At 63.9% G+C, this 12,664-nt stretch carries 10 protein-coding genes; 5 read left to right on the top strand and 5 right to left on the bottom strand.

Annotation, left to right across the window (positions count from 1 at the left end; genetic code table 11):
- Positions 1–2 precede the first annotated feature (2 nt).
- Positions 3–1,295 carry a pitrilysin family protein gene (locus tag HGP13_RS27520; RefSeq protein ID WP_172231343.1) on the bottom strand — a complete coding sequence of 431 codons (1,293 nt, stop codon included), beginning with the start codon at positions 1,293–1,295 and terminating at the stop codon, positions 3–5.
- Positions 1,296–1,309: 14 nt separating this feature from the next.
- Positions 1,310–2,707: a threonine synthase gene (thrC, locus tag HGP13_RS27515; protein ID WP_172231340.1), complete on the bottom strand. Its 1,398-nt coding sequence runs from the start codon at positions 2,705–2,707 to the stop codon at positions 1,310–1,312.
- A gap of 130 nt (positions 2,708–2,837) precedes the next feature.
- On the opposite strand from thrC, the gene HGP13_RS27510 reads away from it, so the two are divergent.
- Positions 2,838–3,599: a hypothetical protein gene (locus tag HGP13_RS27510; RefSeq protein ID WP_172231337.1), complete on the top strand. Its 762-nt coding sequence runs from the start codon at positions 2,838–2,840 to the stop codon at positions 3,597–3,599.
- Between the two features lie 53 nt (positions 3,600–3,652).
- On the opposite strand, the gene HGP13_RS27505 is transcribed toward HGP13_RS27510, so the two are convergent.
- A complete protein-coding gene (locus HGP13_RS27505; protein WP_172231334.1) occupies positions 3,653–4,342 on the bottom strand; it encodes an HAD family phosphatase in 690 nt (229 codons plus the stop codon).
- Between the two features lie 176 nt (positions 4,343–4,518).
- Here HGP13_RS27505 and HGP13_RS27500 point away from each other — a divergent pair, with 176 nt between their 5' ends.
- Positions 4,519–5,652 carry a site-specific DNA-methyltransferase gene (locus HGP13_RS27500; protein ID WP_172231331.1) on the top strand — a complete coding sequence of 378 codons (1,134 nt, stop codon included), beginning with the start codon at positions 4,519–4,521 and terminating at the stop codon, positions 5,650–5,652.
- Between the two features lie 65 nt (positions 5,653–5,717).
- Here the strand turns inward: HGP13_RS27500 and HGP13_RS27495 are convergent, their stop codons facing one another.
- Complete coding sequence (locus HGP13_RS27495; protein ID WP_172231328.1) at positions 5,718–6,329, bottom strand: HAD family phosphatase; 612 nt, start codon at positions 6,327–6,329, stop codon at positions 5,718–5,720.
- Positions 6,322–7,461, bottom strand: a complete 1,140-nt coding sequence (gene mutY, locus HGP13_RS27490; protein ID WP_172231325.1) for an A/G-specific adenine glycosylase — start codon at positions 7,459–7,461, stop codon at positions 6,322–6,324. The genes HGP13_RS27495 and mutY overlap by 8 nt, the downstream gene beginning before the upstream one ends.
- A 53-nt stretch (positions 7,462–7,514) precedes the next feature.
- On the opposite strand from mutY, the gene HGP13_RS27485 reads away from it, so the two are divergent.
- From HGP13_RS27485 to smc, 3 genes are all read left to right on the top strand, one after another.
- A complete protein-coding gene (locus HGP13_RS27485) occupies positions 7,515–8,024 on the top strand; it encodes a DUF721 domain-containing protein (RefSeq protein WP_027041492.1) in 510 nt (169 codons plus the stop codon).
- A 154-nt stretch (positions 8,025–8,178) separates the two neighbouring features.
- Entirely contained in the window at positions 8,179–8,922 is a 744-nt protein-coding gene (locus tag HGP13_RS27480; protein ID WP_172231322.1) for a DsbA family protein, read from the top strand.
- A gap of 57 nt (positions 8,923–8,979) precedes the next feature.
- On the top strand, positions 8,980–12,438 hold the full coding sequence (smc, locus tag HGP13_RS27475; RefSeq protein WP_172231319.1) for a chromosome segregation protein SMC: 3,459 nt from the start codon (positions 8,980–8,982) through the stop codon (positions 12,436–12,438).
- The last annotated feature ends 226 nt before the right edge of the window (positions 12,439–12,664 follow it).

Raw genomic sequence — 12,664 nt, 5'->3', positions numbered from 1 at the left:
GCTTAGACGGCGAGCTTGCGGGCCGTGGTCTGCGTGCCCGGAAGCGAATCGAGGATCGCCTCATATGGAGCCAGCGTACCCACGGGCCCGACAGCGGTAAGTGTCGGCTTGGTCGAGAACATCCGCGACGACAGGTCGGTCAGCCGCTCGACCGTCAGCGCCGACAGGCGCTCCATCAATTCCTCCTTGGCGATCGGCCTGCCAAACAAAAGCAGTTGCCGTGCGATCTGCGAGGCGCGGCTGGCCGGACTTTCGGCGGACATGATCAGCCCGGCGCGGTACTGGGCACGCGCGCGATCCAGTTCTTCCTGCAGGATGTTTTCGCCGACCTTCTGCAACTCGTCGATGATGACAGGCACGAGTTCGGCGATGTCGCTCTGCCCGGTTGCGGCGTGGACGCCGAAGATGCCGGTGTCGGAGAAACCCCAGTGGAAGGCATAGACCGAGTAGCACAGGCCGCGTTTCTCGCGGACTTCCTGGAACAGGCGAGACGACATGCCGCCGCCGAGGATCATCGACAGCACCTGCGAAGCGTAGAAGTCGCGCACATGATAGGCGCGACCCTCAAAGCCCAGCACGATCTGCGCGTCCATCAGGTCGCGGTCCTCGCGGAAATCGCCGCCGACATACTGCGCATATTGCGGAATGGTGCTGTCGGCCTTGCTGCGGAAACCGCCGAGCTGCTTCTCGACCTCGCGCACGAAATTGTCGTGCTTGATGTCGCCGGCAGCCACGATCACCATCCGCTCGGCGCCATACTGGCGTTCGATGAAGTCGTGCAATTGCTTGGAGGTGAAGGATTTGACGGTTTCCGGCGTGCCCAGGATCGAGCGGCCGATGGTCTGGTGGCGAAAGGCCGTCTCGGTGAAACGGTCAAAGACGATATCGTCTGGTGTGTCGTGCGCGGCGCCGATCTCCTGCAGGATGACGTGCTGCTCGCGCTCAAGTTCCTGCGGGTCGAATTCGGACTCCTGCAGGATGTCGGCAAGGATGTCGACCGCCAACGGTACGTCGTCGGACAGCACCCTGGCATAGTAGGAGGTGGTCTCGACACTGGTGGCGGCGTTGATCTCGCCGCCGACATCCTCGATCTCCGAGGCAATTTCGAAGGCCGTCCGCCGCTTCGTGCCCTTGAACGCCATGTGCTCGAGCAGATGGGCCATGCCATGCTCGTCGTCACGTTCATTGCGCGCGCCGGACTTGACCCAGGCACCCAAGGCAACCGATTCGATACTTGGAAGGGTTTCGGTGGCGACTGTCAGGCCGTTCGACAGACGGCTTACCTCAACACCCATATGGCTCGTACTCCCTAACGCGCCGCCCGCGCGCGGCGGCTGACGTAATCTTCCACCATTTTCAGGTCGGATGGAAGTACCGTGTATTTTTCCTCAAATGTCATCAATCCCCCTAGCCATGCGGGCAGGGCCGGCGAAACCCCGCTGGCGGCCTCGACGGCGGCCGGAAATTTTGCCGGATGGGCAGTACCCAGCACCACCATCGGCACCGGACCGGATGCCTTGCCCGCCGCGACATGCACGGCCGCCGCGGTGTGCGGGTCGAGCAGGTAATTGCTGGCCGCGAGCGTCGAGCGGATGGTAGCGGCGACCTCGTCCATGGTGGCACGGCCGGCGTCGAATTCCGACCGCATCCCATTGATTTCGCGGGCTTCTATGGTGAAGGCGCCCGACTGCTTCAGGCCATCCATGTAGCGCCGCACGGTGGCCGCGTCGCGGTTCGAGGCCTCGAACAGCAGGCGCTCGAAATTCGACGAAACCTGGATATCCATCGACGGCGAGGTGGTCGCGAAGACACCCTTGGTGCGGTATTCGCCGGTGGCGAAGGTGCGCGCCAATATGTCGTTGTCGTTGGTGGCGATGACCAGCCGCTCGATCGGCAGGCCCATCTTCTTGGCGGCGTAGCCGGCGAAGATATCGCCGAAATTGCCGGTCGGCACGGTGAACGACACCGGCCTGTCCGGCGCGCCGAGCGAAAGTGCCGAGGAGAAATAGTAGACGATCTGGGCCATGATACGCGCCCAGTTGATCGAATTGACCCCCGACAACGCCACCCGGTCACGGAAAGGGTGGTCGTTGAACATGTCCTTCAGCAGGCCCTGACAGTCGTCGAAATTGCCTTCGATCGCCAGCGCATGGACGTTCTCGGCCTTCGACGTCGTCATCTGCCGCTGCTGCACCGGCGAAACGCGGCCATGCGGGAACAGGATGAAGATGTCGGTGCGGCTGCGCCCGGCAAAGGCCTCGATGGCCGCGCCGCCGGTATCGCCCGACGTGGCGCCAACGATGGTGGCATGCTGATCGCGTTCGGCAAGGACATGGTCCATCAACCGGGCGAGCAACTGCATCGCTACATCCTTGAAGGCCAGCGTCGGCCCGTGGAAGAGTTCGAGGACAAAGGTGTTGGAGCCGGTCTGCACCAGCGGGCAGACGGCCTCGTGGCGGAAGGTGGCATAGGCTTCGCGCACTAGGCGTTCGAAGACCGGCGCTGCGATTTCACCGCCAAGGAACGGCGACAGCACGCGGATGGCAAGGTCGGGATACGCAAGGCCGCGCATGGCGCGGATCTCGGATGGCGAAAACTGCGGCCACTCGCGCGGCACGTAAAGCCCTCCATCGCGCGCCAGGCCCGCCAGCACGGCATCGGAAAATCCAAGCGCGGGTGCTTCCCCGCGCGTACTCACATATTGCATGTCTCAGTCCCGTTGCCGCTTGGCTTTTCCGTTCACCACAAGGTGGTTAATTTCTGTGCCGGCTCCAGTCGCATTTTTGCCGCGCGGTTGATATACGTCACCAGCTTTGCGAGAGGGAAGTGGGAGTTTCATGGCGTTTCGTACATTCAGTGGTCGCTTTTTGGCGGGTCTTGCGCTCACCGGCTTTATACTCGCCGCCGCCGGCTGCCAATCGGGCGACAATGGCATCCTGAACCTCGGCTTGGGCGGCAAGAAGGATCCGACCGCGCCGCCACCTCCGCAGGATCCCAAGGTGCTGGCCAGCCAGTTGACTGCATATTGCCCGCGCGTGACTGTGCGCGACGGCACGGCATTCTTCAACACCTACACCAAGGACGTCCAGAAGCCGAAGCCGAAGTCCAAGCCCATGCGCAAGCCGAGGAACCAGGCCGAAGCCGAGCAGCAGGCGCAGGAGGCGCAGGCACAGGCCGCTGCCGACGCCGCCGCCGCTGCTGCCGCACCCGACGATTCTCAGAGGATCATTTATCAGGCCTCGATTGCTGACGTGACCCGCGATTGCAGCCGCGCCGACGGCCAATTGACGATGAAGATCGCGGTCGCCGGAAAGATCGTGCCGGGACCGAAGTTCACGCCCGGAACCATCACCATGCCGATCCGCACCGCTGTGATGCACGGCACCGATGTGTTGTACTCGCAGATTCACCAGTATCAGGTCCAGGTGACCGACCCGTCGGTCGCCACCCAGTTCGTCTTCACCGATTCCAATGTCGTCGTGCCGGCGCCGACGGCGCAGGATTACCAAGCCTATGCTGGCTATGACGAAACCGCGCCGAAGGCGACGACGGACAAGCCTAAGAATACCCACAGGAAGAAGGCCGCCGCAACAAACTAGTCGCGGTCTGGTCGCGGTATCTCGAGAGCAGTGTGCGCCGTGGTGTATGCTGCTCAGGCGTCTGCCGACCATTCCGACAGCGCCGCAATGACGCTTTTCAGCTCTGCCCAGCGGCGGATCACCGTCTCGGCACCGGCCTCCGTCAGCGCGTCGGCATGGCCGGGATAGCTGTGGCTGGCGCCGGTAAAGCCGATCACCCGCATGCCGGCTGCCCTGGCGCCGGCAACGCCGTGCACGGAATCCTCGATGACGAAAGTGTTCGCCGGGTTCGCGCCGAGTTTTTCGGCCGCGCGCAGGAACACGTCCGGCGCGGGTTTGGTCTTTTTGCTCGGTATTTCCAGTGCCGAGAAGATGCGGCCGGCGAAAAACGGCAGCAGATGCACCTTCTCCAGCATGAATTCTATCCGCTCCGAACGTGAGTTGGAGCAGATGCAGCGTTGCGCCGTGACCGAGGCGACTGCTTCGCGCACGCCCTCGATGGCACGAACATCGCTGCGCAGCTTGCGGTCCACGAGTTCTTCGGCGCGGTCGATCAGCGACGCCTGGAACGGGATTTTGGACTTGTCCTCGATCCGCAGCAGGATGTCCTTGAACGTCAGGCCCGCATAGGTCTCGGCAATTTCCTCGGCGGAGATTTCATATCCGGCGAGCGTTATCAACTCGGCTTCGACCCGCGCGGCAATGATTTCGGAATCGACGAGCACGCCGTCGCAATCGAAGATGACAAGGTCTGGCTGGGGCATGGTGATCCGGACAAAGGGAGGGTGAAGCGGCCATGAAGGCCTCAGGCGGCGCGGCATACACCAATGGCCCGGCCTTCGCAAACCTGGCAGGCGATGGCGCAGGCCTTCACCGAATATTTACGCTGATCGGTAACCATAACGGGGAGTAAACAGTAACGCGTGCCTTGGGTGTAAAAATGTCTGCCGTGCGTCTCCTCGCCGACCTTTCCCATGCTCCCCAGCAATCCGAATGGCTGGACACGATCCTGAAAGGCGACTGCGTCGCGGCGCTCGACCGCCTGCCTGAGAAATCGATCGACGTCATCTTCGCCGATCCACCTTACAATCTGCAACTCGACGGCGATCTGCACCGGCCCGACCAGTCCAAGGTCGACGCGGTCGACGATGATTGGGACCAGTTCGAGAGTTTCGAGGCCTATGACGCCTTCACCCGCGCCTGGCTGTTGGCGGCGCGCCGCGTCCTGAAGCCCAATGGCACGATCTGGGTCATCGGCTCCTATCACAACATCTTCCGGGTCGGCGCCAAGATGCAGGATCTGGGCTTCTGGATCCTCAACGACGTGGTCTGGCGCAAGACCAATCCGATGCCGAATTTCCGTGGCCGCCGTTTCCAGAACGCGCATGAGACCATGATCTGGGCTTCGCGCGACCAGAAGGGCAAGGGCTACACCTTCAACTACGAAGCCATGAAGGCGTCAAACGACGACATTCAGATGCGCTCCGACTGGCTCTTTCCGATCTGCACCGGCGGCGAGCGGTTGAAAAACGACAACGGCGACAAATTGCACCCGACGCAGAAGCCGGAAGCATTGCTCGCCCGCATCATGATGGCGTCGACCAAGCCTGGCGACATCGTGCTCGATCCCTTCTTCGGCTCCGGCACGACGGGTGCTGTCGCCAAGCGCCTTGGCCGCCATTTCGTCGGGATCGAGCGCGAGCAGGCCTATATCGACGCCGCCAACGAGCGTATCGATGCGGTGCGGCCGTTGGAGGATGCCGATTTGACGGTGCTTACCGGCAAGCGCGCCGAGCCGCGCGTTGCCTTCGTCAGCCTGATCGACACCGGGTTGGTGACGCCGGGCGTCACGCTCTATGACGCCAAGAAGCGCTGGGCCGCCAAGGTGCGCGCCGACGGCACTGTGGCCATCGGCGACAGCGCCGGCTCGATCCACAAGATCGGCGCCGAAGTGCAGGGATTGGACGCCTGCAATGGCTGGACCTTCTGGCACTATGAGCGCAGCGGCGGGCTCACCCCGATCGACGAACTGCGCCGCATCGCCAGGCTCGGTATGGAGCGGGCAGGGGCCTGAACCCCTGCCGATTGCCGCTTTCGCGTTGAATCAAAATATGAGCGCTTCGCCGGAAGCGATTCGGATCACGCCTTGATTCCAAGGCGCTCAAGATCTGCTTGAAGCGTCTTGGCATCAGTGAACAGCACCGCCTGCCAGCCGGCCATCCTGGCGCCGTCGACATTCTTCTGGCTGTCGTCGATGAACAGCGTCGCCGATGGTTCGAGGCCGAATGCAGCCACGTGGTGGTCGTAAATGTCGCGGTCCGGCTTGATCTTGCCGATCTCGCCGGAAATGGTGACACCGCGCGGGCGCTCGAGAAAATCGAAGCGCTTGCGGGCTTCGGCCAGAGTGTCGAAGGCGAAGTTGGTCAGCATGGTCACATCATGGCCGCTCTCGATCAGGCCAAGCATGATGGTGACGCTGTCGTCATAGGCATGCGGCACCATGTCGTGCCAGTGGCGGCGAAAATTGCGGATGTTTTCCGCGTGATCGGGATGGTCGGCGATCAGCAGCGCCTCTGCCTCCTCCCAGGTCCGGCCGCGATCCTGCTCGATGTTCCACTCATGGGTGCAGACATTGTCGAAGAACCACTTTCTCTCTTCGGCATCGGGAATGAGGCGGCTGAACGGAATGTTGGGATCGTAGTGGAGCAGCACGCGGCCAATGTCGAACACGATGTGGCGGATTTCAGTCATGGGGCCTCTTTGCGCTGTGTGGCGACGGTTTTTTGGTCGCGCCGGGTATCGCAGCCTCGATTGCCTTTTTCATGACAGTTGGCAGGGCCTCCCCGGAAATCTCACCAGCAGGCGACCAGAAATGGCCCTCCGGCGCATCACCTTTGATGTGGGCGTGAAAGACGTCGAGTTCGAGCGCGAAATGAGTGAAGACATGCGTGATTGTCCCGGCCCGCCGCCAGTCACCGGGAAAGGGCGCCGCCGCCGGCGTGGTGGCGCCGTCCAGCCGTGCGGTCCAGGCGGTGGTCGGCACCTCGGTCATGCCGCCCAGGAGGCCCCTGTCCGGCCGTTTGCGCAGAAGAATGGCACCGTCCTCGCGCACCGCGACGAAAGCAGCGCCGCGGCGCTGCGGCTTGTCGGCTTTCGGCAGCCGCACCGGGAAGTTTTCGGGGTCGCCTGAGACGACGGCGCTGCAGTCTTCGCGCAGCGGGCACAGCATGCAGCGCGGCCGGCGCGGGGTGCAGATCGTGGCGCCGAGATCCATCATCGCCTGGGCGAAGTCGCCCGGCCTTGCCGCCGGCACCATGGCCTCGACATGGGCGCGTATCTCAGGCTTGGCGTCACTGAGCGGCGTGGTGACCGAAAACAGCCTCGATATGACGCGTTCGACATTGCCATCGACAACGGCGGCGGGGCGGTCGAAGGCGATCGCGGTGATGGCGGCCGAGGTGTAGGCGCCGATGCCGGGCAGGTCTCGCAGAGCAGCCTCGGTGTCGGGAAACCGGCCGCCACGCGCCGCCACCAGATCGGCGCAGGCCTTGAGATTGCGTGCGCGCGAATAGTAGCCAAGCCCCGCCCAGGCCTTCATCACGTCCTCGGTTGGCGCCGCGGCGAGCGCCTCGACATCAGGCCATTTCTCGACAAAGGCGCGAAAATAGGATTTCACCGCCTCGACCGTGGTCTGCTGCAGCATGACTTCGGACAGCCAGATGCGGTAGGGGTCGGGCCGCATGCCGCCTGCATGATCGCGCGGGCTCACGCGCCACGGCAACTCGCGATGATGCACGTCGTACCAGGCCAGAAGGCGCGACGCGGTGTCGTCCGGGATAGCCCTGGGGATCTGGGCCTTGCGGGTCTGGTCTGCTGGTGCCATTGATCGTGTATTGGCCTGGCCGGTATTGCTGGGGTCGTGGCTGGAGAACGTACATGGCAGGGAGAACGCCCTACGGCAATCCCGTCCCGGTGAGCGATCTTGCGACCAAAATCCTCGACCCGGTGCTGCGCAAGCGGGCCGGGATCTCGATCGGCCTCGTCCAGTCCTGGGAAGAAATTGCCGGACCGCGCCTCGCCAGCCGCTCGCGGCCCGAGAAGATCCAGTGGCCGCGCCGCCTGCATGAGGACGATCCGTTCGAGCCGGCGGTGCTGGTCATCGCCTGCGAAGGCATGGCGGCGCTTCATTTGCAGCACGAGACCGGCGAGATCATCAACCGGGTCAACGCTTTCCTCGGCTTTACGGCAATAGGCCGCATCAGGATCGTGCAAAAACCGGTGACGGCGGACAAAGGACGGCCTAAACCGACCTTCAGGCCGTTGACGGTGGCGGAGAAGACGAAGTTGTCCAGCACGGTCGAACTGATCGAGGATGACGGGCTGCGCGCATCGCTGGAAAGGCTTGGCGCGACCATTTTGGGCGAGAGGAAGTCAAAAACCCCTTGAAGACAGTCATCGAATTGTCGTCAACATCTCGCATTCGTGATCGACTTTGTCAGGTTTCGCGATTGGATTGGGGACGGAGATGCCTTAATTCGCGCCAACTCTCGCCTTTTCGTGCCTTTGCATTGCAAAATTCAACCCTTGTCAGGTGATTCGTATGAACCGTCCTCCGTTCGGCAAAAGTCTGTCTCGCAGAAACGTCCTGTCTTCGCTGGCCGCCATTCCGGCGGTGGCCCTGCTCGCCGCCTGCAGCAACTCTGGCGAGGAAGCCAAGGCAGCGGATGTGAAACCCGCGGATCCGGCCGCTCCCGCAAAGCCGGCCACGCCGGCTGCCGTCCAGGTTCCCGAGTCTCAGGGCAACGTCGACATGGCCGAATTGCTGAAGCCGGGAGCGCTGCCTGACAAGCAGCTCGGCAAGGACGACGCCAAGGTCACCATTGTCGAATACGCCTCGATGACCTGCCCGCACTGCGCTCATTTCGCCGCAACCACCTTCCCGGACCTGAAGAAGAAGTATATCGACACCGGCAAGGCGCGCTATATCCTGCGCGAATTCCCGTTCGATCCGAGCGCGGAAGCCGGTTTCATGCTGGCGCGCTGTGCCAAGGATAACTATTTTCCGATGGTGGACGTGCTGTTTGCGCAGCAGGCGAACTGGGTTGGCGTGTCGAACACCAAGGATGCGCTGCTGCAAATCTCGAAGCTCGCCGGTTTTACACAGGAGTCCTTCGAGGCCTGCTTGACGGACCAGAAACTTCTGGACGATGTGAGATCGGTCCAGAAGCGCGGCGCCAATGAATTCAAGGTCGACTCGACACCGACCTTCTTCATCAACGGTAAGACCTACAAAGGGGCGATGTCGATTGAGGAAATGTCGGCCATCATCGACCCTTTGCTCTGACATCAGGTCAGCGCTGAAGCGGCAGCGTTTCGGCGCTCGCCTTTATGGGGCGCGTAGATGAAGTTTTCGCGCCTCCGCCTCCTCGGTTTCAAATCCTTCGTCGAGCCCGGCGAGTTCGTCATCGAACGCGGACTGACCGGCATCGTCGGGCCGAACGGCTGCGGCAAGTCGAACCTTGTCGAGGCGCTGCGCTGGGTGATGGGCGAAAGCTCCTACAAGAACATGCGCGCGTCCGGCATGGACGACGTCATCTTTTCCGGCTCGGGCACGCGCCCCGCCCGCAACACTGCCGAAGTCACGCTTTTCCTCGACAACAGCGACCGCTCGGCGCCATCAGCCTTCAACGACGCCGATGAGTTGCAGGTGTCGCGCCGCATCGAGCGCGAGGCCGGTTCGCTCTACCGCATCAATGGCAAGGAAGCGCGCGCCAAGGATGTGCAGCTTCTGTTTGCCGACCAGTCGACCGGCGCGCGCTCGCCCTCGATGGTCGGGCAGGGCCGCATCGGCGAGCTCATCCAGGCCAAGCCGCAGGCCCGCCGCGCCCTGCTCGAAGAGGCCGCCGGCATTTCCGGCCTGCACACCCGCCGCCACGAGGCCGAACTGCGGCTGAAGGCGGCCGAACAGAATCTCGAACGCCTGGACGACGTCGTCGGCGAACTGGAAAGCCAGATCGAAAGCCTGAAGCGCCAGGCGCGCCAGGCGTCCCGTTTCAAGAACCTGTCGGCCGATATCCGCAAGGCCGAAGCGACATTGCTGCATCTGCGCTGGACGCTGGCGAAGGCGCAGGAAGGCGAGGCGCGTTCGGCGCTGGCGGTTGCCACGGCACTTGTCGGCGACCGCGCCGCTGCCCAGATGGCCGCCGCCAGGGAGCAAGGCATCGGCGCGCATCGCCTGCCTGACCTGCGAGACGCGGAGGCCGCCGCTGCCGCTGCCTTCCAGCGCCTGTCGATCGCCAAGTCGCAGATCGAGGAAGAGGCCGGCCGCATCCGTGCCCGCCAGACCGAAATCGAGCGCCGCTTGCAGCAGCTCGACGGCGACATCGCCCGCGAGGAGCGGATGGTGCGCGACAATGCCGATGTTCTCGAACGCCTGCGCACCGAAGTGGCTACGCTGAACTCGGAGAACGCCGGTGCTGCCGAGCGCGAGGCCACCACCCGGGCGGCGTTCGAGCAGGCGGCATCGACGCTTGCGCAAAGCGAAGCCAGGCTCGCCGCGCTGACCGCCGAACGGGCCGAGGCCGCCGCCTCGCGCCATCAGATCGAACGCACTTTGCGCGAAACCGCCGAGCGCCGCGACCGCTTCGCCCGCCAGCTCGCCGAGGTCGACCGCGAATTGTCGGATATTCTCTCCAAGGTCGCTGGCCTGCCGGATCCGGCCGAAAAGCGTGTTCTGGTCGAACAGGCGATGGAGATTCTCGAGGAATCCGAGGCTGCCGTGGCGCAGGCCGAGCAGTCGGTCATCGATGCCCGTGCCGCCGAAAGCACTGCCCGTCCGCCGCTTCAGGACGCCAGGGCCGAGTTGGCGCGGATCGAGACCGAAGCGCGCACGCTGGCCAAGATCCTCAACGCCGCTAGCGGCGATCTCTTCCCTTCGGTGCTCGAACAAATCAGCGTCGAGCGCGGCTTCGAGACAGCACTTGGTGCAGCCCTTGGCGAGGACCTCGACGTGCCGCTTGATCGCAGCGCGCCGGCGCATTGGGGCGAAAGCCAGATCCAGCCTGGCGACGCGGCCCTTCCGGAAGGCATCAAGAGCCTTGCCAGCGTGGTTCGCGCGCCGGCGCAGCTTGCCCGTCGCCTGGCGCAGATAGGCATCATCGAGGCCGCCGACGGCCGCCGGTTGCAGGCGCTGCTTGCGCCGGGTCAGCGCCTGGTCAGTCGCCAGGGCGCATTGTGGCGCTGGGACGGCCTGACCGCCAGCGCCGATGCGCCGACCGCCGCGGCACAAAGGCTGGCGCAGAAGAACCGGCTTGCCGAACTTGATGCCGAAGCGGTGCAGGCGACACTTGTCCTGCGCCAGGCCGAAGAGGCGCTTGCGCAGGCTGAACACGCGCTTCGCCAGGCGAGCGAGGCCGAACGCAACACGCGCCAGGGCGGACGCGATGCTCAGCATCGGCTGGATGCCGCCCGCAATGCGCTGGCCGAGGCCGAAAAGGTTGGCGGTGAACTGTCGAGCCGGCGTGCCGCCTTGGACGAGGCGCGCGCGCGCATCGTCGACAGCCATGAGGAAACCTCGGCGGCTTTCGTCGAGGCCGAAATGCTGCTGCAGGACGCGCCCGATCTCGGCGACCTGCAATTGCAGCTCGAACAGTCCTCGGCCAACGTCTCCCGCGACCGCGCCACGCTTGCCGACGCGCGCGCTGTGCATGAGGGGTTGCGGCGCGAAGCCGAGGCACGCGTACGCCGGCTCGATGCCATTGGCGCCGAACGCAGCAATTGGCTGGTGCGTGCCGAAAACGCCTCGACGCAGATCGCCTCGCTCGGCGAACGCAAGGCCGAGGCCGAGGCCGAGCGCGAGCGCCTCGCCGATGCGCCTGATGAGATCGATGCCAAGCGGCGGGCATTGCTTTCGCAGCTCACCGAGGCCGAGACCTTGCGCAAGGCCGCCGCCGACCGTCTGCAGGAAGCGGAAACCAGGCAGGCCGAACTGGACAAGGCGGCCACATCAGCCATTCAGTCGCTGGCCGAGGCGCGCGAGACCCGTGTCCGTGCCGAGGAGAGGCTGACCGCGGCCGACGAGCGCCGGCTGGAAGTCGAGGCGCGTATCCAGGAAACGCTGAACACGCCACCACACCTGGTCATCCGCCATACCGGCCTGGAAGCCGACGATCCGATGCCCGACATGCCCGAGACCGAACGCCAGCTCGATCGGCTGAAGATCGAGCGCGAACGGCTCGGCGCCGTCAATCTGCGTGCCGAGGAAGAACAGAAGGAGCTGTCCGACCGGTTCGAGGCGATCGTTTCCGAGCGCGAGGACATCATCGAGGCGATCCGTAAGCTCAGGCAAGCGATCCAGAGCCTCAACCGCGAAGGCCGCGAGCGGCTTCTCGCCGCCTTCGATGTGGTCAACGGCCATTTCCAGCGGCTGTTCTCACATCTGTTCGGTGGCGGCACGGCGGAATTGCAGCTGATCGAATCCGAGGATCCGCTCGAGGCAGGGCTTGAAATCCTGGCCCGCCCGCCCGGCAAGAAGCCGCAGACCATGACGCTGCTGTCGGGTGGCGAGCAGGCGCTGACGGCGATGTCGCTGATCTTCGCCGTGTTCCTGACCAATCCGGCACCGATCTGCGTGCTCGACGAAGTCGACGCGCCGCTCGACGATCACAATGTCGAGCGCTTCTGCAATCTCATGGACGAGATGGCCAAGACCACCGAAACGCGCTTCGTCATCATCACCCACAATCCCATCACCATGGCGCGCATGGACCGGCTGTTCGGCGTGACCATGGCCGAGCAGGGCGTCAGCCAGCTGGTCTCGGTCGACCTGCAGGCCGCCGAGGCGATGCGCGAAGCGAGCTGATTGATCCGGGCTGCAAGCGGCTCAATCGCGTAGAGCGGGCAGGAGGGGCTGGCTATCAAGCCTGTGCGTCGCTTAAGCCACTTTGCGCAGGGAACAGTAGGGCAACGGACTTGTTGGTTCTGGTCAGCGTCTGCCCGTAGCCACCCAATTCCCAACTGGCGCCGGCCTCTTCCGCCTCGTAAATCGAACCGATTGTCTTTGCGGGTCCAGCAGATCCGGTAGGGTT

This window comes from Mesorhizobium sp. NZP2077, from assembly GCF_013170805.1.
In the GTDB taxonomy this organism is placed as follows: Bacteria; Pseudomonadota; Alphaproteobacteria; order Rhizobiales; family Rhizobiaceae; genus Mesorhizobium.
The sequence above is the reverse complement of the archived record's forward strand: the minus strand, read 5'-3'. Positions and strand labels throughout refer to the sequence as shown.

What these genes read in the sequence shown, in the direction of transcription:
- thrC (WP_172231340.1), bottom strand. Translation starts at nt 2,707, where the DNA reads ATGCAATATGTGAGTACGCGCGGGGAAGCACCCGCGCTTGGATTTTCC.
- HGP13_RS27520 (WP_172231343.1), bottom strand. Translation starts at nt 1,295, where the DNA reads ATGGGTGTTGAGGTAAGCCGTCTGTCGAACGGCCTGACAGTCGCCACC.
- HGP13_RS27495 (WP_172231328.1), bottom strand. Translation starts at nt 6,329, where the DNA reads ATGACTGAAATCCGCCACATCGTGTTCGACATTGGCCGCGTGCTGCTC.
- HGP13_RS27485 (WP_027041492.1), top strand. Translation starts at nt 7,515, where the DNA reads ATGGCAGGGAGAACGCCCTACGGCAATCCCGTCCCGGTGAGCGATCTT.
- HGP13_RS27480 (WP_172231322.1), top strand. Translation starts at nt 8,179, where the DNA reads ATGAACCGTCCTCCGTTCGGCAAAAGTCTGTCTCGCAGAAACGTCCTG.
- HGP13_RS27500 (WP_172231331.1), top strand. Translation starts at nt 4,519, where the DNA reads ATGTCTGCCGTGCGTCTCCTCGCCGACCTTTCCCATGCTCCCCAGCAA.
- mutY (WP_172231325.1), bottom strand. Translation starts at nt 7,461, where the DNA reads ATGGCACCAGCAGACCAGACCCGCAAGGCCCAGATCCCCAGGGCTATC.
- smc (WP_172231319.1), top strand. Translation starts at nt 8,980, where the DNA reads ATGAAGTTTTCGCGCCTCCGCCTCCTCGGTTTCAAATCCTTCGTCGAG.
- HGP13_RS27505 (WP_172231334.1), bottom strand. Translation starts at nt 4,342, where the DNA reads ATGCCCCAGCCAGACCTTGTCATCTTCGATTGCGACGGCGTGCTCGTC.
- HGP13_RS27510 (WP_172231337.1), top strand. Translation starts at nt 2,838, where the DNA reads ATGGCGTTTCGTACATTCAGTGGTCGCTTTTTGGCGGGTCTTGCGCTC.